This is a genomic window from Actinoplanes sp. NPDC049681, assembly GCF_044465265.1.
GTDB lineage: Bacteria > Actinomycetota > Actinomycetes > Mycobacteriales > Micromonosporaceae > Actinoplanes.
On record NZ_JBITLP010000011.1, the window covers coordinates 30,065 to 48,713 of the forward strand.

Here is an 18,649-nt window from a genome sequence, read left to right on the forward strand (position 1 = left end):
GAGGACGGACCATCGCGCGAGGGCCGGGCGAGGACGGCGATCACAATCACGACAGGGCCGAGTGGCAGAGATCACCACCCGGCATTGGTCACACTGCGTAGCGGTCCCGACGCGAAGGAATGGGACGCAGGGGAAACACTGTAGGTAAGGATGACACCCGGAAACGACCATGGCGGAGCTCGTCCTTGTGGGACGGGCTCCGCCATGGGTGGTCACTCGCTTCGCGGCCGCCGCTTTTAGGGCGGGCGATCAGGACCGGGCGCGATGCGGTCGACGGTAGGCGAAGTGGATCACCACCGGGCTCCGGGGGCGGGCCGGGTGACGCCGCTCTCATCGCTCACCGTCTCAGTAGGAGACCTCCGTGCGAAGGTCGTGCGCGCCGTCGGCCCGCGTGGCCTCGTAGTAGAGGCGCCGGCGTCCGCCCGGAAGCGTCACCAGGCTCAGGTAGCGCAGCCCGTTGGGCGCGTGCGGGCTGCCCAGCGGCTCGCCCTCCTCGGCGGTGAGCTCGCCGAAGCTCCCGTCGGGCAGCCGGACGCCCCGGGCCACCCCGGTCCGCTCCTCCCAGTTCTCCCCCGCCGTCGCGCGGCCGTCGTACGCGGCCAGGATCGTGTCGCCCTCGACCGACACCGACGACACCCGCACGCCACGCGCGTCCCACCGGCCCGGGCGCCCGGCCAGCGCCGTGCCGCGCCACGTCCAGTGCACGCCGTCGGGGCTGGTCGCATACTCGGTGGTCATCCGGTCGGCGTCGTCCCAGGACTCGAGGGGATGCACCGAGGCCCACAGGTGCCACCCGTACTCGTCGTAGTGCAGCACGGGGTCCTTGACGCCGGCGGTCTCGTCGCCGGCCAGGACGGTCCGGGAGGGCGCGGTCTCCAGCCCCTCCGGGGTGTCGGCCTCGAGCAGCTCCACCCGCCAGTGCTTGGTGCCGGGCGTGGCGGCGCTGACGTAGAGCCGCCACCGGCCCTCCGGGGTGCGCACGAGGGCGGGGCGTTCCAGCGACTCCGCCCCGAAGCGGTCCTTGTCCACCGTGGCCACGACCGTGAAGGTCACGCCGTCGCTCGAGCGGGCGATGACGTTGGAGATGCCGCGGCCCTCCCCGATCGGCAGCCGCAGGCGGTACGCAAGATAGATGTGACCGTCCGCAACGATCGAGGACGGCGCGCCCGCCCACGCACCCGGTTCGTCACCGGGCGGCTCGACCACCACGGTCGAGTCCTCCCAGCGAGGCAGCGACAGGGTCTGGGTTCCGATGGACAAGGCGGCTCCGTTTCGTGGCGTCGGCGGCACAGCGAAGAGTATGCGGTCAAGTGTGCATTATCTATGGGCAAGATAGGATTACGGCGCGCTGGCGTGTCGGTCCACCGACAGCCAGTCGTCGTAGCGCTCGCCCGTGACGTCCTGGAGCAACGCGATGTCGTCGGCGAACAGCGGCAGCAGCGCCGCGCGCTCGGCCGGGGTGGTGACGGGCCGGTTACCCCGCTTGCGGTGCAGCAGCGTCAGCAGCGGCCCACGGGCGGCGAGCCGCAACGGCACGGGGAACCGGTGCCCGAAGGTGCCACCGGCGCGCAGCAGGCCCCGCAGCACCCCGTTCACCGCGTTGTCCTCGACGACGTGCCGGTTGACGTTCTCCTTGGGGATCTCCCGCAGCACGCCCGTGCGCACCCCGAGGAAGTCGCAGACCCGGTCGAGGGTGGCGGCCGGCGCGTCCTTCAGCTCGCGGTAGCGCAGCAGCAGCACCTGGTCGCGCGGGAAGACCTTGAAGAGGTGCTGCACCTGGCGCCCGTACAGGCCGAGGCCGACGTAGTGCCAGAAGTCCGCCCAGCCGGCGGCCCTGCGCTCCGGCTCGGCCCGGCAGGCGGTGAGGAAGTCGGCCTCCGGCTCCAGCCCGGCATTCCACAGGTGCGTCCAGTTGGAGTGCGCCCGGTCGACCGGGTCGCGCAGGAGCAGGATCAGCCGCGCGCCGGGCACGAGGGCGTGGATGCGCAGGTGGGTGCCGTGGTCGTACAGATAGAAGGGGGTGGCCTCACCCTTCAGCGAGCCGGCCGGAGCCGGGTCGAACAACGCCTCGTAGTCGGCGCGTCGCCAGACGTGCTCCTGATAGGTCTGCACGTCCCCGGGGCCACCGGTGGCCGGCGGCCGGCCGTCGGTGAGGAAGAACTTGGGCTCCTTGACCGTCGGCAGGAAGAGCTGGGGATGCCGAACCAGCGCCGCATGCAGCGCGGTGGTGCCGGCTTTGGGCACGCCGGCGATCAGGAAATCCGGGAGTGGCATGGGGGTCCCTCCTCGTGCCAGGCACGGCGCCGTACCGGGACGGCACCCGACGAAGTAAGACTTAGCCTACAGAAGTAGTAGGTTTTGGGAAGCCGGAGTCCACCTGGCGAACGGCACGCGCCCGCCGTCAGGAGCGCAGACGCCGCCACCAGGCCCGGCGACGGAAGCGCGGGCACACCTCGGCCCCGCACAGGGCACAGTCGGTGCCCCGGCGATGGTGCTCGTGGGCCGCACGCTCGTGGCCGCAGACACACAGAGCTGCCGTAGTCATCACCGGATCACGCACCGTGGGGTCGGTTCGCGGCAGCGGCATCGGGCCGGCGGCTCGTCATGGCCTCAGCGTAGGGATTGACCGCCATTCGCGCCCGTGGCACGCCGATACAACCGTCCTGCAACCTTCGCCTTACGTACGGTAATGATTACCGTAGGTGAGGTGGATCACTATCATAAATCCGACTTGGTGATTATCGACTTCCGTGGTCCCCTGTCGGCCGCGCATTACCGAAATGGCCCGGGACGACCATTCTGTGGTTAGCGGTGCCCTAGTGTCCATTACGCACTGTGACGGATGGGGCAACAGGACGATCTTGTTGCCCGAGTGAATAGTGGCTGCTCATACGTCTGGCCAGGGTTCAACGTATGGAGATTGTCACCCTGGCCCTTTGGTTAGTTGACGCTACGTAGCGTGGCGCTAGATTTGTCGACAGAAGCGAGCGACTTGGGTTCCTGCCCCCGGAAACCCTCTGATTTTGTCGCGTCTGCCGCCCCGAAGGGATCCACATGCCGCACGCCACGTCCCCCGGCAACACGCCGAGTAACGACACGTCGTCACCCTCGGTGAGTGTCGTGATCCCGGCTCTGAACGAGGAGCGGAACCTGCCGCATGTCTTCGCGAAGCTTCCCGAGGGCATCGACGAGGTGATCGTGGTCGACGGCGGCTCCGTGGACCGCACCGTCGAGGTGGCGCGCGAGCTCCGCCCGGACGTCGTGATCGTGCAGCAGAGCCGTACCGGCAAGGGCAACGCACTGGCGTGCGGCTTCGCCGCCTGCACCGGCGACATCATCGTGATGATCGACGCGGACGGCTCCACCGACCCGGCCGAGATCCCGCTCTTCGTGGCACAGCTCGTCGCCGGCGCCGACTTCGTCAAGGGCTCGCGGTTCTCCCACGGCGGCCACAGCCACGACATCACCAAGCTGCGCAAGCTCGGCAACGACGGGCTCAACCTCGTGGTGAACGTGCTGTTCGGGACCAAGTTCACCGACCTGTGCTACGGCTACAACGCGTTCTGGCGCCGGGTCGTGCCGACGCTGGACCTGCCGGACACCCGGCTGCCGCGCCCGAGCGACGGCTCCAAGCTCTGGGGCGACGGGTTCGAGATCGAGACGATGATCAACATCCGGGCCGCGGCCGACGGCATGGAGGTCGGCGAGGTCGGCAGCATCGAGCACGCCCGCATCCACGGGCAGAGCAACCTCAACACCTTCCGCGACGGCTTCCGGGTGCTGCGGACGATCTTCAGCGAGTACGGCCGGATGCGCCGCCTGCGCCGCAGCGGTGCCACCCGTACCGGCGCCGTGGTGCACCAGCACCCCACCGCCGCGCCGTCGAACACCGCGCCGGCCCACGCGCTCAACAAGGTCGTCAACCGGCCGCCGGCCGCCGGCGTCACCCCCGCCGCGGACCCGCGCCAGCACGTCGCGCACCTCAACCGGGGCCTGCGCCGCGACGAGGTCGGCACCCGGCGTACCGACGACATCAAGGCCCTGCAGGCCCGCTCCACCCGCGAGGACTGACGCCGCACGCAGGTCGTCCCGCCTGCGCGCCGGCCGTCATCCCGCTCACCACCTGCGCTCGAGGAGCACCCCCCGTGGAACCCACCCCCCGTCCCGCCGTCAGCATCGTGATCCCGACCCACAGCGAGGAGCGCTGGGCGTCGCTCGTGCGCACCGTCGCGGCCGTGAAGTGCCAGCAGTACACGCCGGCCGAGATCGTCGTCGTGGTCGACCACAACCCGGCGCTGTACCGCCGGGCCCGGCGTGACCTGGGCGGCGTGACGGTCCTGGAGAACCTCTACAACCAGGGCGTCTCCGGCAACCGCAACACCGGTGCGTTCCACACCTCGACGTCGCTGATCGCCTTCGTCGACGACGACATCGCCATGGACACCGACTGGCTGGGGCACCTGGTCGCGCCGTTCACCGACCCGCGGGTGATCGGCGCCGGCGGCGGCATCGCACCGGCCTGGGAGGGCCCCGAGCCGCGCTGGATGCCCGAGGAGTTCCTCTGGGCCGTCGGCGGCTCGTACGCCGGCCTGCCCACCACCACCAGCCGGGTCCGCAACGTCTGGTCGGCCGGCATGGTCGTCCGCCGCGACGCGTTCCTGGCGGTCGGCGGGTTCCGCACCGGCTTCGGCAAGCTGGGCAGCCAGAACCGCCCCGAGGACACCGAGCTGTGCCTGCGGATGAGCGCGCTGAACGGCGGCCACTGGATGTACGTCCCGGACGCGGTGATCCGCCACGAGGTCCCCGCCGCCCGGTCCACCTTCTCCTGGTTCGTACGCCGTTGCTACGCCGAGGGCCGCGGCAAGGTCGCGATGGCCGGCCTGCTCGACGGCTCGCAGAGCCTGGGCTCCGAGCGCGACTACCTGCGCTCGCTGCCCAAGGCCGTACTGCGCAACCTGCTCGACGCGGGGCGCGGGCGGGGCGGGCACCACGTCCTCAAGGCCGGCGGCGTGCTCGCCGGCGTCGCCGCCGCCGGTTGGGGCGGGGTGGTCGAGACGGTGACCGCCAAGCGCACCGAGCGCCGGCCCGAGCCGATCGGCGCGGCGCGATGACGGCCGAGCTGAACGGCGTCACGCGCAAGGGCTGGGAGCCGCCGCTGCGGGCCGACGAGCTGATCACCGCCCCGGCGTTCGAGGCCACCGGCGACGTCCGCCCGGCCGTCGTCCTCGACGTCGACCTGGCGGAGCCGCTGCAGACGGTTGCCGCCGTCGGCCCCGACGGGCGCCGGGTCCGCCAGGCGTGGGTGCTGGTCCGGCTCTTCACCGAGCCGCTCGGCACCGTGCTGGCCGACGTACCGGAGCAGGGTCTGACCCCGGCCGGCCTGGCCGCGGCGATCGGCGCCGAACTGGGCAGCACGCTGGCGCCCCGCCTCGCCGGGCTCGGGCTGACCGCCCTCCCGGTCGACGGCATCAGCCCGGCGGCCGAACCGGCCTTCCTGGCCCGGCGCCGCGAGGTGCTCGCCGACGCCCCGCCGATCACCGTGGTGATCTGCACCCGGGAGCGGCCCGGCGCCCTCGCCCGCTGCCTCGACAGCCTGCTCACCCAGGCGTATCCGGACTTCCGCGTGCTCGTCGTGGACAACGCGCCGGTCACCGACGCGACCGCCGAGGTGGTCCGCTCGGCGGCTCGCCGCGGGCCGGTGTCCTACCTGGTGGAGCCGAAGGCCGGGCTGTCCTTCGCCCGCAACGCCGCCGTCGCCGCCGCGCCGGGCGAGATCCTCGCCTGGATCGACGACGACGAGTACGCCGACCCGAACTGGCTCGCCGAGATCGCCCGTGCCCTCGCCGACCACCCGGAGGCCGACGTCGTCTCCGGCGTGATCGTGCCGGCCGAGCTGGAGACGCAGGCGCAGCTGTGGTTCGAGCAGTTCGGCGGCCACAGCAAGGGCCGCGGCTTCAAGCCGGACGTGTTCAGCCCGGCGACCGCGCACGTGCAGAGCCCGCTGTACCCGCTGCCGCCCTTCGGCACCGGCGCGAACATGACCTTCCGTCCGGGCGTGATCGAGCGCATCGGCGGCTGGGACACCGCGCTGGGCGCCGGCACGCCGGCCATGGGCTCGGAGGACACCCTCGCCTTCACCCAGGTCCTGGTCGGCGGCGGCACGATCGTCTACCAGCCCACGGCGGTGACGCACCACTACCACCGGCGCGACTTCGAGGGCCTGCAGAAGCAGATGGTCGGGTACGGCGCCGGGCTCACCGCCGCGTACACGAGCCTGCTGATGAAGCGGCCGGGGCTGCTGTGGCCGCTGCTCAAGCTCGTGCCGGGCGCGCTGCGCGACCTGACGAGCAAGGACAGCCTGCGCGTCTCCACCCTGCGCGAGGACTTCCCGCGCGAGCTGCTGACGGCCAACCGGCGCGGGATGATCGCGGGCCCGCGGGCATACCTGAAGGGCCGGCGGGCGGCCCGGGCCAAGGCCCGGAGCAGCCGCTGATCGTGGTGACTCCGCCGTTCCCCGGACAGTCGCCCGAGCACGGGGCATTCTCGGAGCATATGTGGCGAATGGTAGGTATCCGGTACGCCGCCCGCCCGCGACGCGGGGTGGCGGCCGGATGCTGACCGTGCCCGACCCGGAACCCGGCGAGCCGGCCCTGCGCCCGGCCGCACCCATGACCTCGATCCAGCACTTCGAGGCCCCGAGCGACGCGACCGTCGTCCTGCCCGGGGCACCCGACCAGGCCGGGGAGGCCGAACCCATGCCCGAGCAGCGCGCGGCGAAGCCGGAGCGGGCCCAGGACGACGAGCAGGTCCGGGCCGCGGCCGCCCGGGTACGCCCGGCCGCGCCCGAAGGCGCCGAGCGACCGGCCCGCGCCGACATCCAGACGACCGCGGGCGTGCCCAAGAAGCCGATCCCCGAGGAGTCGGCGGACGAGCCGACGATGGTCCTCCCCCCGTCGAAACCCGACAACCCTGAACCTCAGGTCGAGGGTGAGGGTGGCAAGTCTCGACCTCAGGTTCAGGCTGAGAGCGACGCGGACAAAACCGTCGTCATCAGACTGCCCGAGCGCAAAACGGACGAGGATCCCGACCAGACCGCGATCATCCGGACGACTGCGCCGAGGAACCCCGGCCCGTCGCCGGAGGACACGGTCGTGATCCCGGGGCCGGTCAAGAAGGCCCCCGCGGCCGGGTCGCCCCCGGCCAAGGCTCAGCCCGCCCGGGACCCCGGTGAGGACACCGTGGTGCTGCGGCCACGGGCCGACGACACGATGGTGCTGCCGTCCTCCACGGTCGCTCCGCCCACCGACGTCGTCACCGCGATCATCCCCGTCCTGCCGGGCGGCGCCGGCAAGGCCGCCAAGCCCGTCGAGACCCCGGCACCGGCCAACCCCGGCCGGGTGCCCAAGCCCGCCCGTCCCCGCCGCGAACCGCTCGACCTGGGTCACGCCCCAGCGGTACTGACGATCTCCGCGCTGGGCGTGCTCATGGTGGCGCTCGCGTATGCCGGCGGCCGGGTCAGCACCGGCAATGCGCCGTACGCGTACTGGCTGGGGCAGGTCGTGGTCTTCACTCCGGTGGTGATCCGGCTGCTGAGCCGCCGCATGGCCGGCACGGCCGAGTCGTTCCTGCTCGTCATGGGGCTGGCGCTGAACCAGTACCTGCTCAAGTGGATGTACAGCCCGGACCAGTTCCGCTTCCCCGACGAGCTCCAGCACTGGCTGGCGACGACGATCATCACCGAATCCGGCGAGCTGTTCCAGCCGAACCCCGCCCTGCCGCCGGCCGTGCACTTCCCCGGACTGGCGGAGATGGGTGCGGCCGTGACCTCGATGACGGGCCTGCCGGTCACCGCCGCCGGGGTCATCGTGGCCGGCGTCGCGCACCTCGTGTTCGTGGCGGTGCTGTTCGCGGCGGTGCTGCGGGCCAGCAACTCCCCCGCCGTCGCCGGCGTCTGCTGTGCGACGTACGCGACAGCCCTGCACTACCTGTTCTTCAACTCGATGTTCCTCTACCAGACCGCGGCGCTGCCCTTCTTCATGCTGACGATCTGGGCGACCCGCAGGTGGCGGGCCGAGGGCGGCTGGCCGTTCGTGACGCTCGCGGTCTGCTCGGCCGCGCTCACCACGGTCAGTCACCACGTCACCGCCTTCGCGCTGGTCATCACGCTACTGCTGCTCGCCGTGGTGGAGCTGGCGGTGCAGAAGCCGCGGCGGTGGGCCGCCCTGATCATGCCGGCGGTGGCCCTGGTGGTGGTCGCCACCTGGATGCTCACCGTGGCCCGTGACGTGCTCGGTTACCTCGAGGCGCCGGTGGAGCAGGTCGGGCAGACCATCTCGAACCTCTTCAGCGGACGCTCCGAGGCGTCGTCGACCACGGCGGCGGTCAGCGTCGGCCAGCTGCTCGTGCAGGGCACCGGCCTGCTGGGGCTGTTCGTGCTCTACGCCGCCCTGGTCCGGGACATGATCCACCGCCGGGACCGGGACTCCTGGCGGTGGGCGGCGGTGGTGGGCGGCGCGGTGTTCTTCGCCGGCAACGGCGTGCGCTTCCTCGGGCAGAACGGCCCGGAGATCGCCGGCCGGCTCTCCACGTTCACCTACGTGCCCATCTCGATCCTGGCCGCCATCGCGCTGGTCCGGGGCGTGCAGATCATCCCCGCCAAGGACGCGGACGGGCACCGGTGGCGCGCGGCCGCGCCGGCGATCGACTTCATCCACCCGGGCGGCTGGAACCTCTACAGCCGGGTCGCCGCCGGCTCCGCGATGATCACCCTGCTGATGGTCGGTGCCCGGGCCGGCGGCTGGCCGCCGCTGGGCTCCATCCTGCCGGGCCCGTACCTGGCCGGTGGTTTCGAGCGGTCGGTCGACGCGTACGGCGTGCACACCGCCGACTGGGAGCGGCGCACCCTCGGGCCGGGGAACCGGATCGGCGGCGACGTCACGTCGGTGTCGCTGGCGTCGACGTACGGCCGGCAGGACCCGGTCCGCGAGGTCGGGCCGCTGTACTACGCCGACGACTGGGGGCTGGAGGAGGACCAGTTCGTCTCCGACCTCGCCATCCAGTACCTCGTCGTGGACAAACGCCTGTCGGAACAGCTGCCCGAGGGCGAGGCGTACTTCGAGAACGACCCGAACGCGGGCTCCATCACCCGGCCGCTGACCACGACGCAGATCGCCAAGTTCGACTCGCTGACCGACGTCGACCGCCTCTACGACAACGGCACCGTCCGCGTCTACCGCATGGGGGTCCAGTGAACACGCTGCTCACCCGGATCGTCGCCGGGCTCACCGTCGCCGCCGGTGCGGCCGTCCTGACCGGCTTCAAGCCGCTGACCGTCGCCGGCGGCCTGCTGCTGGCCCTCGTGCTGCCCGGCGTCGCGGTCACCGAGGCCCTGTTCACCCGCCGTACGCTCACCGCGGTCGAGCGGACACTGCTGGCACCGGCGCTGAGCATGGGCGTGCTGGTCGTCGCCGGCTTCGCGATCTACCTCTGCGGCGTCCCGCTGGACCGGCTGTCCTGGACCGTGGCGACCGGCAGCCTGACCCTCGTGGCGCTCGCTCTCCCCATGGTGCTGCCGAAGCGCGCAGCGGTCGCCCCGGCTCCCGTCGGGGAGGAGCCCCGGCCGGTGGTCGAGCGGCGGTCCCGCATCGACCTCACCCCCCGGGACGCGACGGTGATGGCCGAAGCCCGGACCATCATCATGTCCGTGGCGCCGCCCGAGGACGAGGAGCAGGCGGCCGCCGAGGAGAAGGCGCAGCGCAGCCGGCTGGTGCGTCAGCTGCTGCCGCTGGTGCTGGTCCTGGCGGTGCTCGGCGGCGCCAGCTGGCTGTCGTTCGGCACGTCGCGGGAGACGTTCGAGACGACGGTGACCGCACTCTCCGCCGCGCCGTCCGGGCCGGTGGACGCGCGGGGCAACCGGGTCGTGGCGGTGTCCGCGTCCGGGCTGGTCGCGTCGGACGGCCCGTACACGCTGACGGTGAGCGCGGCGGCCGGCGGCACGCCGACCCGCCGGGTGATCACGCCGGTCGGCGACGGCTCGTGGAGCGAGCAGCTGACCATGCCGGGCGACCAGCGGATGACCGTCAGCCTCTACCGGGCCGGCGACACCGGCGCCTTCCGCACCCTCTACATCAGCGCGGTCGAATAGCGCGGGTGACACCGCTTCGGCGCGCGCGGGGACGCACGGCATACTGGTCCGCGACACGCGACTGGCGGCATCGAGGATGGACCACCATCGGGGAGCACGTCGTGGGCGCCGTCCGCCTGGGTGCCCACGCTCTGGGAGACGCGCATGTCCGAAAGCCCTGAGGCGCCGGCTCACGAGGCCCGGCTCCTGCCCGGCAAGCCCGTCGCCGACGCGGTCCTGGCCGACGTCGCACAGCGGGTGGCCAAGCTGCGCGAGGGCGGTGTCCAGCCCTCGCTGGCCACGATCCTGGTCGGCGACGACGACGCCAGCGCCGGGTACATCCGCATCAAGCAGCGCCAGGCGGCGGAGCTCGGTTTCGTCTCTCCACACGAGCACCTGCCGGCCACCGCGACCCAGGACGACCTGCACCGGGTGATCGACCGGCTCAACGCCGACCCGGCCGTGCACGCCCTGCTGATCCAGTACCCGCCGCCCGCGCACATCGACTACGACGCCGCGCTGATGACCGTCGACCCCGACAAGGACGTCGACGGCATGCACCCGCTCAACCTGGGCCGGCTCTCGGTGGGGCTGCCCGGTCCCCGGCCGTGCACCCCGGCCGGCATCGAGGCCCTGCTCGCGCACCACGAGATCCCGGTGGCCGGGCGCGAGGTGGTGATCCTGGGCCGCGGCGCCACGATCGGCCGGCCGCTGGCCATGCTGCTCTCGCAGAAGCGGCCGACCGCGAACGCGGCCGTGACCGTGGTGCACACCGGCGTGCCGGACTGGCAGCGGTACACCCGCCGGGCCGAAATCCTGGTCGCCGCGGCGGGCGTGCCGGGCATCATCCAGCCCGACCACGTACGCCCGGGCGCCACGGTGATCGGTGCGGGCGTGCGCTACGAGGGCCGCCGCCTGCTGCCCGACGTGGCGGAGGAGGTCGCCGCGGTCGCGGGCGCCATCACCCCGCGGGTGGGCGGGGTCGGCCCGACGACGGTCGCCATGCTGTTCCGCAACGCCGTCGAGGCCGCGGAGAAGGCCGCCGGCGTCAGCCGCTGAAGCGGGCGCTCTTCGCCATCGCCACGAACGCCGCGAGCGACTGGGCGTCGGTGTCGATGCGCCACTTCTCGTTGTACCCGGGGTGGGTGTCGGTGTCGAACCAGCACACCCCACCCACCGCCGGGTGCGCCCCGACCCAGTCGGCGAAGAGCGTGATCCAGTCCGCCTTGGTCCGGCCGCCACGGTCCACGGCACCCACCTCGGTGATGAGGATCGGCTTGCGGGCCGCGTACGAGCGGTAGATCGGGCCGAACAGCGTCTCCGGCTTCTCGTGGTGCAGGTTGTAGCCGGAGACGCCGACCCAGTCGACGTACTTGTCCCCGGGGTAGAGCGCGGCGAACGTGTTCCAGTCGGCGACCGGCGACGAGTTCCAGTTGGGGCTCCACACCCAGGCGACGTTGTCGGCGCCCTGCTCCCCGAAGATCCGGTGCAGGCGCTTCCACGATTCGACGAAGCCCTTGGCGTTCTTGTCGTTGCGGACGGCGCCCCAGCCGTACCAGTCGCCGTTCATCTCCCAGGCCCAGCGCAGCAGCAGCGGCCGGCCGATGCTCTTGAGCCGGCGGGCGGCGCGGGCGATGAGGTCGTCGCTGGCGCCGGAGGTGATGTCGGCGTAACGGGTGCCGCGCCAGGACACCATGGGGAACGCGTGCGCCGGCAGCCCGTCGATCGAGCGCGGCAGCAGGTCGTCCCAGTCGTAGAACACGTGCACGATCCGCTCGTCGCGGCCGGTCTGCTGCCGGCGCAGCTGCTGCGCCTGGGCACGGGTGGTGCCGGACAGATCCAGGTACGCCCCGAGCATGGCCTTGCCCGGGCGGAACGGCACCGTGCCACCGCCCTTGGTCACCACCGGCGGCGGCGCGGGCACGGAGGCACGCGGGGCTCCGGATGCCGACCGGCCGGGTGAACTGGTCGCCTCGGCGGGACCGTCCTGCGGGCGGATCCGGAGCGCGGCCACCGCGGCCGCCGGGACCGCCGCGGCCGCGGCGATGCCGAGCACCTGGCGGCGGCTCAGCGCGCGGCGGGGCGCGCGGTGGGCGGGGCTCATGTCAGGTTCCGGCCGGTGGCCCGGGCCACCCGGCGGACGACCCGCCATCCGGGCTGGGCGAGCTGCTTGAGCCGCGGCACCAGCGGCGAGCCCCCGCCGCGCACGAGGTGCACGAGGTCGGCACCGGTCATGTCCGGGGTCGGCTGGAACCGGGGTACGGCGAAGCGCCGCTCCCCCGGCGTGTGCAGCCGCCGGCCCACCTCGGTGGCGTTGTCGTGCCCGGCGGCGAGCACCGCCGCCCGCACCTTGGCGCCGTTGTAGCCGTGGGGATAGGCGAAGCTGCGCACCCGCCGGCCGAGGCGCTGCTCCAGCTCGTCCTTGCTGCGGACGGTCTCCTCACGCAGCTGGGCGGCGGGCAGCACGTCGAGCGGGTGGTGGACCAGGCTGTGGTTGCCGATCTCGATGCCGGCGTCGGCGACCTCGGCCAGTTCGTCCCAGGTGAGCAGCTTGCCGAAGTCCGGTGACCAGCGGCCCAGCCAATCGGCGTACTCCCCCAGGTGGCCGACGGACGCGTACAGGGTCGCGCCGGCGCCGGCCTCGGCCAGCACCGGGACGGCCTCGGTGAGGAAGTCGCGGTACCCGTCGTCGAACGTGACGGCGATCAGCTTGTCGGTGCAGCCCTGCTCGAGCAGGTCGAGTGCCTCGGTGAGGCCGACGAGCCGGTATCCGGCCGCGGTCAGGGCGGAGAGTTGTTCGGCCAGGCGCTTCGGCGGCACGGCGAGATCGCGCATCGGGCCGGCGACCGCGGACACGGAGTGATACATCAACGCCGGCATGGCATCCCACACCGGCGGCGCCGTGACGGTCACCGCAACCCCTCCCACGCGCTCGCGGACATGACCATTATCGGTCGTGGACCCGGCAAGCTTCGTGGTTCGTGCACTGTTGTCGCAGGGCACGGTTGTCGCGGGGGCCAAAGCAGCGCCGCATCGGCGCCGCTCAGGCCACGTTACGGGGCTGTTTGCGCAGTGTCCAGCACGACCGCGGCGACGACCGCGGACATATCGGCGACGGTCATTCTCACCACGCCGCCCCGGGTCGCCAGACCCTGGTCCGCCTCGTACGCGACGACGCCCGCGTGCTCCAGCTCGTCGGCGAGCACGGCCAGGCGCCGTTCGATCCGGGCGGCGAGGTTCTCGGCGAGGTCGTCGTACCGGGCGGCGGGGATCTGCACGGTCATGGGAGTCACCTTTCGCCGTTGGCGGGACGTCGCCGCCGGAACGGGGCGACGTGTCCCACGTTAGGCGGTGCGCGTACCGGTTGCGGCTTTTCGGGTTTTTTGCGCCGGACCGGGGGCGAACGGCCCTCCGCCGAAAGTCATAGGCGCCGATCCGGCTGCGGAGGGAAGCGCGCGCACCCTCGGTGACGGCAAGGTGATGACCATGACATCGGACCGTGCGCGCCGCCTCGCCGAGGCCGCCTGTGAAGCCGGCCTCGTGCTGGGCATCACGGCGCTGCCGACCGCCTGGCGCGCCCTCGACGGCGAGCTGATCGTGATTCTGGCCGGCATGCTCGCCGTGCTCACCGCCGCGACATACGCGCTACACGCAGTCACATTCGACTGCTTCCTGCTGACGGCTCAGCGCCAAAAGGGCAGTTTTTCTTATACCCAGCGTAAGGAATGAACCGTCGGACGTCTCGGCGCGTACCCCGGGTTGCACCGCTCTTCGACCCACCCGGGGGTGACCAGGATGTTCCGACTCATCCAGCTCCAAGCGCAGCACGGCGTACCGCGCATCGGAGTGGATCCCGACGGCTACGGCAGCGAACGGGCCGCCCTCGCCCGTTACCGAGAGGCACCGGCCATGTTCTTCGGCGTGGGCCGCTTCGACGAATCGGGGCGGCTGGCGGAGATCATCATGGACACCGTGTGCGGACCGGCCGCCGGCTGCCCGAGGCAGGCGGTCGTGGTGCACGCCGAGACCTTCCAGCGGCTCTGCGACACCTGCTCCTTCGGCCTCGAGGTGCTCACCCTGCCGGAGCTGGCGCTGCGGCTCGGGGTCGCCGTACGGCTGGCGCCGGTGCTGGCACCCTCCGGCCGGCACGCCGCGCCCGAGGAGACCTGCTCGGTCGGGAACAGGATCGCGCGTGAGTTCGCCGCGCACGTCGACGACCCGGTCTGGCGCATGGAGCTCTGCGCGGAGCTGGCCCGTACGCCGAGCGCGGTCAACGGCCTGCTGATCGGCGTCGGTGCGCTGAGCCACCGCGACGTGCTCGACCACTACCCGGCCCTGTGCGCGCTCGGCACCCAGCTGCCCGTCATGATCCACGCGGACCTGCTGCGGGCCACCGCGCGGCCGCTGTCGCCGGCCGGCGTCGCGGCGCTGCGGCTCGGTCTTTAGCGGACGAGGCGCTGATCAGCTCCGGCCGATCAGCGCACCCACCCGCTCCGGGGCGAAGATGTCGTCGGCGAGCAGCATCGCGAGCCCGACCAGCCCGGAGCGGGTGTCCAGCCGCGTCGCGACGATCTCGAGGTTGCGCGTCGCCAGGGGCAGCGAACGCTTGTAGACCATCTCCCGGATCCCCGCGAACAGCTGTTCCTCGATGCGGGCCAGCTGTCCGCCGATGACGATCACGCGCGGGTTGAAGAGGCTGACCGAGTCGGCGATGGCGTGGCCGATGATGCGACCGGCGCGCCGGGCCAGCCGTACGGCGGTGACGTCGCCGGTGCGGATCAGCGTCACCGCGTCGTCCACCGACGTGACGTCCCGCCCCGCCGCCCGCAGGTCGCGCACCAGCGCCCAGCCGCCCGCGTACGCCTCCACGCACCCGGAGTTGCCGCACCGGCACTGCGGCTCGCTCTCGGCGTCGTCGACGGCGAGCTGGATGTGCCCGATGTCGCCGGCCGCGCCGTCGGCCCCGCGGTAGACCTCGCCGCCGATGATCATTCCGGCGCCGATGCCCGTGCCGACCTTGAGCATCAGGAGCTGGCGGACCTCCGGGTGGACGCAGCGGTGCTCGCCGAACGCCATCGCATTGACGTCCTTGTCGACCAGCACCGGGCAGTCGTAGCGGCCGGCGAACCAGCCGGGGATGTCGAAGCGGTCCCAGCCGCTCATGATCGGCGGGCTGACGACCTGACCGCTGTCGAAGTCGACCGGCCCCGGTACGTCGATGCCGATGCCGTGCACGTCGGCAGGGGAACGCCCGGCCGCGGCCAGCAGCGCGGTGAACATCTCGTGCGCGGCACTCAGGACGACCTGGGGGCCGGCGGCCACGTCCATCACCCGCTCCTGCTCGGCAGTCACCTCACCCCGCAGGTTGCACAACGCCGTCCGCATCCCCGTGGCGCCGATGTCGGCGACGAGCAAGACGCCCCGGTCGCGGTGGAACGTGAACCGGCTGGCCGGGCGGCCGCCGGTCGGTGAGCCCTCCCCGCTCGGCACCACCAGCCGGGCCGCCAGCAGCGCGTCCAGCCGCTGGTTGACCGTGGACCGGGACAGACCCGTCTGCTGCATGACGTCGGCCCGGGTGAGGCTGGGCTGCGCGCGGAAGAGGGCCAGGACCTCGCCGAGTCCAGTGCCGGAGACCCCGCTGACCGGGGGGCTGATGCTCACGGCGCGATCCTATTACGTCTACCCACTATGCGAAAGTCCCGACTCTTTTGCTTGACAGTCGTCATAAGTCGAGCATCTAATCAAGCGAAACCCCCCTCGGAAGGGACTCCCCCCATGCCACGCATCGCCGCGGCGTCCGCGACCGCACTCCTTCTCACCCTCGCCGCCTGTTCCTCCGGATCGGACTCCGGGACGTCCGGCGGCTCGGCCGGCCCCGCCAAGGTGGCCGCCGTCATCAAGGGGCTGGACAACCCCTTCTTCCAGTCCATGGAGCAGGGCATCAAGGACCAGGGCGCGACCGCCGGGATCACCCCCACCGTGCAGGCCGCCAACTCGATCACCGACACCACGGGCCAGGCCGACCGCCTCACCGCGCTCGCCGGCCAGGACTTCTCCTGCTACATCGTCAACCCGATCTCCGGCACCAACCTGGTGCAGGGCATCGCCCAGCTCGCGGCCCAGAAGAAGACCATCGTCAACATCGACAGCCCGGTCGACGCCGCCGCCGCGAAGGCCGCCAGCGCCACGCCGGCCACGTACATCGGCACGAACAACGAGTCCGCGGGCGAGAAGGCGGGCGCGCACATGATCACGCTGGTGCCGGCGAACGCCAAGGTCGCGGCCATCGGCGGGATCGCCGGCGACGTCACCAGCGGTGCCCGGGTCGAGGGCTTCACCAAGGCGACCACCGGCAAGCTGCAGCTGGTCCAGACCGTCGCCGCCAACTGGGAACGCCAGGAGGCGCTCACCCAGGCCTCGAACATCATGCAGGCCCACCCCGACCTGGCCGGCTTCTTCGTCGCCAACGACGACATGGGCCTCGGCGTCGCCCAGGCGGTCGCCAACGCCGGGAAGACCGGCAAGATCCACATCATCAGCGTGGACGGCAACAAGGACGCCCTCACCGCGGTCAAGAGCGGCGGGCTCGACGCCACCGTCGCGCAGTACCCGTACGCGATCGGCCTGATGGGCATGGAGGCCTGCCAGGCGGCCGCGACCGGCAAGACCCTGCCCGCCAACGTCGAGGCGCCGGTCGAGCTGGTCACCAAGGAGAACGCCGACAAGGCGCTCGCCAGCACGCCGAAGCCGTTCGGCACCTACGACGACCCCTTCAAGGCCCTGATCGGCGGATGAGCATGACGACCGCGACCGTCGCCGCGCGCGACACCGAACCCTGGTCCCACCGCCTCAAGGACATCGGCTTCTGGGCCGAGTGGGCCGCCCTCGTGGGCCTCGTCGCCCTGGTGATCATCTTCCAGGTCCTCAACCCCACGTTCCTCAGCAGCGGCAACGTCCGCTCGATGCTGATCGCCTCGGCCATCCTGGTGGTCCTCGCGGTCGGGCAGACCTTCGTGGTCGCCACCGGCGGCATCGACCTGTCGGTCGCGTCGATGATGACGCTGGCCGCCGTGGTCTTCGGCGCCACCTACTCCAGTTGGGGCCTGGCGGGCGCCATGCTCGCCGCCGTCGTCACCGGCCTCGCCGCGGGACTGCTCAACGGCGTCATCATCGCCCGCGGCAAGATCACGGACTTCATCGTCACGCTCGGCATGCTCTCCGCCGCGTCCGGCACGGCCCTGGTGCTCGCCGACGGCAAACCGGTCACGGTCATCGACACCTTTCTGCTCCGGCTGTCGACCGGCGGACTCGGCATCTTCGGCTGGTTCGTGGTCATCGCGGCGGTGGTCGCCGTGATCGCCCACGTCATGCTCTTCCACACCCGGTTCGGCACCCACGTGCTGGCGACCGGCGGGTCGGCCGAGGCGGCCACCGCGACCGGCATCAGCACCGCCCGCATCAAGATCGCCGTGTACGCCATCTCCGGCCTGCTCGCCGGCCTCGCCGCGATCCTGCTGGTCGCCCGGGTCGGCGCGGCCGAACCGGCGTCCAACACCTCGTTCCTGCTCAACTCCGTGGCCGCGGTGGTGCTCGGCGGGGTCAGCCTGCTCGGCGGCCGCGGCACGATCACCGGCCCCGTCATCGGCGCCCTGCTGCTCACGGCCCTCACCAACGGGCTCACCCTGCTCGGCGTCTCGCAGTTCTACCAACCGCTCGCCGTCGGCATCGTCGTGGTGCTCGCCGCCCTGCTCACGAGGTTCCAGAAATGACCGCTCTGCTCACCGCCGACGGCGTATCCCTGTCCTTCGGCAGCGTCCGCGCCCTGGTCGACGTCTCACTCACCCTGCAACCCGGCGAGATCACCGCCCTGGTCGGCGACAACGGCGCCGGCAAGTCCACCCTCGTCCGCTGCATCTCCGGCATCCACCGGCCCGACGCCGGCACCATCTCCCTGGACGGCAAGCCCCTGCATTTCAAGTCGCCCGAGGACGCCCGCGAGGCCGGCATCGAGACCGTGCACCAGAACCTGGCCCTGGTCGAGGACCTGACCGTGTGGCAGAACCTCTTTCTCAACCGCGAGATGGTGCACCGCATCGGGCCGGTGGCCGTCCTCGACCGGCGCGGCATGCAGCGGGAGGCCCAGCGGATGGTCTCGACGCTCGCCGTGAACGTGCCCGCCGTCCGCAACCGGGTCCGCCGCCTCTCCGGCGGCCAGCGCCAGGCGGTGGCCATCTGCCGCGCCGCCGGCTTCGAGTCCCGCCTCGTGATCATGGACGAGCCCACCGCCGCGCTCGGCGTCCAGGAAACCGCGCGGGTGGAGGACCTGATCCGCAAGCTGCGCGACGACGGCCACGCCGTCCTGCTCATCAGCCACAACTTCGCCCAGGTGATGGCGCTCAGCGACCAGGTGTGGGTCATGCGCGCCGGCCGGTGCGTGGGCGGGCGCCGCACCGCCGAGACCACGGGCGAGGAGATCGTCGCCCTCATCACCGGCGCCAAGAGCGCCTGAATCCCAAGGACACCCCT

Annotated in this window: 17 protein-coding genes and 1 riboswitch; of the genes, 11 read left to right on the forward strand and 6 right to left on the reverse strand. The window is 71.9% G+C overall.

The genetic code is table 11. From position 1 onward, the window contains the following. Positions 1 to 345 precede the first annotated feature (345 nt). Both ACIBO8_RS34320 and ACIBO8_RS34325 read right to left on the reverse strand, forming a co-directional pair. On the reverse strand, positions 346 to 1,260 hold the full coding sequence (locus ACIBO8_RS34320; RefSeq protein ID WP_396119622.1) for a hypothetical protein: 915 nt from the start codon (positions 1,258 to 1,260) through the stop codon (positions 346 to 348). 78 nt (positions 1,261 to 1,338) lie between these two features. Then, on the reverse strand, positions 1,339 to 2,274 hold the full coding sequence (locus ACIBO8_RS34325) for a sulfotransferase family protein (protein WP_396119623.1): 936 nt from the start codon (positions 2,272 to 2,274) through the stop codon (positions 1,339 to 1,341). Between the two features lie 780 nt (positions 2,275 to 3,054). Here ACIBO8_RS34325 and ACIBO8_RS34330 point away from each other — a divergent pair. From ACIBO8_RS34330 to ACIBO8_RS34355, 6 genes are all read left to right on the forward strand, one after another. Then, positions 3,055 to 4,071: a glycosyltransferase family 2 protein gene (locus ACIBO8_RS34330; RefSeq protein ID WP_396119624.1), complete on the forward strand. Its 1,017-nt coding sequence runs from the start codon at positions 3,055 to 3,057 to the stop codon at positions 4,069 to 4,071. Between the two features lie 74 nt (positions 4,072 to 4,145). Continuing rightward, on the forward strand, positions 4,146 to 5,111 hold the full coding sequence (locus tag ACIBO8_RS34335) for a glycosyltransferase (protein WP_396119625.1): 966 nt from the start codon (positions 4,146 to 4,148) through the stop codon (positions 5,109 to 5,111). After that, positions 5,108 to 6,493, forward strand: coding sequence for a glycosyltransferase (locus ACIBO8_RS34340; RefSeq protein WP_396119626.1), 1,386 nt, complete (start codon positions 5,108 to 5,110; stop codon positions 6,491 to 6,493). The genes ACIBO8_RS34335 and ACIBO8_RS34340 overlap by 4 nt, the downstream gene beginning before the upstream one ends. 118 nt (positions 6,494 to 6,611) lie before the next feature. After that, on the forward strand, positions 6,612 to 9,251 hold the full coding sequence (locus ACIBO8_RS34345) for a hypothetical protein (RefSeq protein WP_396119627.1): 2,640 nt from the start codon (positions 6,612 to 6,614) through the stop codon (positions 9,249 to 9,251). Further along, positions 9,248 to 10,144 (forward strand): hypothetical protein, encoded by an 897-nt coding sequence (locus ACIBO8_RS34350; RefSeq protein WP_396119628.1) that lies wholly within the window; start codon positions 9,248 to 9,250, stop codon positions 10,142 to 10,144. Before ACIBO8_RS34345 ends, ACIBO8_RS34350 begins: the two co-directional genes overlap by 4 nt. Before the next feature lie 47 nt (positions 10,145 to 10,191). Beyond that, positions 10,192 to 10,273: riboswitch (ZMP/ZTP riboswitch) on the forward strand. Positions 10,274 to 10,288: 15 nt separating this feature from the next. Further along, positions 10,289 to 11,182 (forward strand): bifunctional 5,10-methylenetetrahydrofolate dehydrogenase/5,10-methenyltetrahydrofolate cyclohydrolase, encoded by an 894-nt coding sequence (locus tag ACIBO8_RS34355; RefSeq protein ID WP_396119629.1) that lies wholly within the window; start codon positions 10,289 to 10,291, stop codon positions 11,180 to 11,182. On the opposite strand, the gene ACIBO8_RS34360 is transcribed toward ACIBO8_RS34355, so the two are convergent. The 3 genes from ACIBO8_RS34360 to ACIBO8_RS34370 all read right to left on the reverse strand — a co-directional run bounded on the left by ACIBO8_RS34360 (position 11,172) and on the right by ACIBO8_RS34370 (position 13,407). Then, complete coding sequence (locus ACIBO8_RS34360) at positions 11,172 to 12,227, reverse strand: glycoside hydrolase family 26 protein (protein WP_396119630.1); 1,056 nt, start codon at positions 12,225 to 12,227, stop codon at positions 11,172 to 11,174. The two genes, ACIBO8_RS34355 and ACIBO8_RS34360, sit on opposite strands and share 11 nt — an antisense overlap. Beyond that, on the reverse strand, positions 12,224 to 13,036 hold the full coding sequence (locus ACIBO8_RS34365) for a polysaccharide deacetylase family protein (RefSeq protein WP_396119631.1): 813 nt from the start codon (positions 13,034 to 13,036) through the stop codon (positions 12,224 to 12,226). The genes ACIBO8_RS34360 and ACIBO8_RS34365 overlap by 4 nt, the downstream gene beginning before the upstream one ends. A gap of 140 nt (positions 13,037 to 13,176) precedes the next feature. Continuing rightward, positions 13,177 to 13,407, reverse strand: coding sequence for a hypothetical protein (locus tag ACIBO8_RS34370; protein ID WP_396119632.1), 231 nt, complete (start codon positions 13,405 to 13,407; stop codon positions 13,177 to 13,179). Positions 13,408 to 13,609: 202 nt separating this feature from the next. On the opposite strand from ACIBO8_RS34370, the gene ACIBO8_RS34375 reads away from it, so the two are divergent. Next, positions 13,610 to 13,852: a hypothetical protein gene (locus ACIBO8_RS34375; RefSeq protein WP_396119634.1), complete on the forward strand. Its 243-nt coding sequence runs from the start codon at positions 13,610 to 13,612 to the stop codon at positions 13,850 to 13,852. A 66-nt stretch (positions 13,853 to 13,918) separates the two neighbouring features. Continuing rightward, a complete protein-coding gene (locus ACIBO8_RS34380) occupies positions 13,919 to 14,569 on the forward strand; it encodes a hypothetical protein (protein WP_396119635.1) in 651 nt (216 codons plus the stop codon). Positions 14,570 to 14,584: 15 nt separating this feature from the next. Here ACIBO8_RS34380 and ACIBO8_RS34385 read toward each other — a convergent pair whose 3' ends face one another. Then, entirely contained in the window at positions 14,585 to 15,784 is a 1,200-nt protein-coding gene (locus ACIBO8_RS34385) for an ROK family protein (RefSeq protein WP_396119636.1), read from the reverse strand. 114 nt (positions 15,785 to 15,898) lie between these two features. Between ACIBO8_RS34385 and ACIBO8_RS34390 the strand changes: the two genes are divergently transcribed. From ACIBO8_RS34390 to ACIBO8_RS34400, 3 genes are read left to right on the forward strand one after another with little or no spacing between them, the layout of a single operon-like run. Continuing rightward, on the forward strand, positions 15,899 to 16,918 hold the full coding sequence (locus ACIBO8_RS34390) for a substrate-binding domain-containing protein (RefSeq protein WP_396119637.1): 1,020 nt from the start codon (positions 15,899 to 15,901) through the stop codon (positions 16,916 to 16,918). Next, positions 16,915 to 17,892, forward strand: coding sequence for an ABC transporter permease (locus ACIBO8_RS34395; protein WP_396119639.1), 978 nt, complete (start codon positions 16,915 to 16,917; stop codon positions 17,890 to 17,892). The genes ACIBO8_RS34390 and ACIBO8_RS34395 overlap by 4 nt, the downstream gene beginning before the upstream one ends. Then, on the forward strand, positions 17,889 to 18,632 hold the full coding sequence (locus ACIBO8_RS34400; protein WP_396119640.1) for an ATP-binding cassette domain-containing protein: 744 nt from the start codon (positions 17,889 to 17,891) through the stop codon (positions 18,630 to 18,632). The genes ACIBO8_RS34395 and ACIBO8_RS34400 overlap by 4 nt, the downstream gene beginning before the upstream one ends. The last annotated feature ends 17 nt before the right edge of the window (positions 18,633 to 18,649 follow it).

Coding starts and splice junctions, on each gene's coding strand:
- ACIBO8_RS34325 (WP_396119623.1), bottom strand. CDS start 2,274: ATGCCACTCCCGGATTTCCTGATCGCCGGCGTGCCCAAAGCCGGCACC.
- ACIBO8_RS34330 (WP_396119624.1), top strand. CDS start 3,055: ATGCCGCACGCCACGTCCCCCGGCAACACGCCGAGTAACGACACGTCG.
- ACIBO8_RS34340 (WP_396119626.1), top strand. CDS start 5,108: ATGACGGCCGAGCTGAACGGCGTCACGCGCAAGGGCTGGGAGCCGCCG.
- ACIBO8_RS34345 (WP_396119627.1), top strand. CDS start 6,612: ATGCTGACCGTGCCCGACCCGGAACCCGGCGAGCCGGCCCTGCGCCCG.
- ACIBO8_RS34355 (WP_396119629.1), top strand. CDS start 10,289: ATGTCCGAAAGCCCTGAGGCGCCGGCTCACGAGGCCCGGCTCCTGCCC.
- ACIBO8_RS34360 (WP_396119630.1), bottom strand. CDS start 12,227: ATGAGCCCCGCCCACCGCGCGCCCCGCCGCGCGCTGAGCCGCCGCCAG.
- ACIBO8_RS34370 (WP_396119632.1), bottom strand. CDS start 13,407: ATGACCGTGCAGATCCCCGCCGCCCGGTACGACGACCTCGCCGAGAAC.
- ACIBO8_RS34375 (WP_396119634.1), top strand. CDS start 13,610: ATGACATCGGACCGTGCGCGCCGCCTCGCCGAGGCCGCCTGTGAAGCC.
- ACIBO8_RS34380 (WP_396119635.1), top strand. CDS start 13,919: ATGTTCCGACTCATCCAGCTCCAAGCGCAGCACGGCGTACCGCGCATC.
- ACIBO8_RS34390 (WP_396119637.1), top strand. CDS start 15,899: ATGCCACGCATCGCCGCGGCGTCCGCGACCGCACTCCTTCTCACCCTC.
- ACIBO8_RS34395 (WP_396119639.1), top strand. CDS start 16,915: ATGAGCATGACGACCGCGACCGTCGCCGCGCGCGACACCGAACCCTGG.
- ACIBO8_RS34400 (WP_396119640.1), top strand. CDS start 17,889: ATGACCGCTCTGCTCACCGCCGACGGCGTATCCCTGTCCTTCGGCAGC.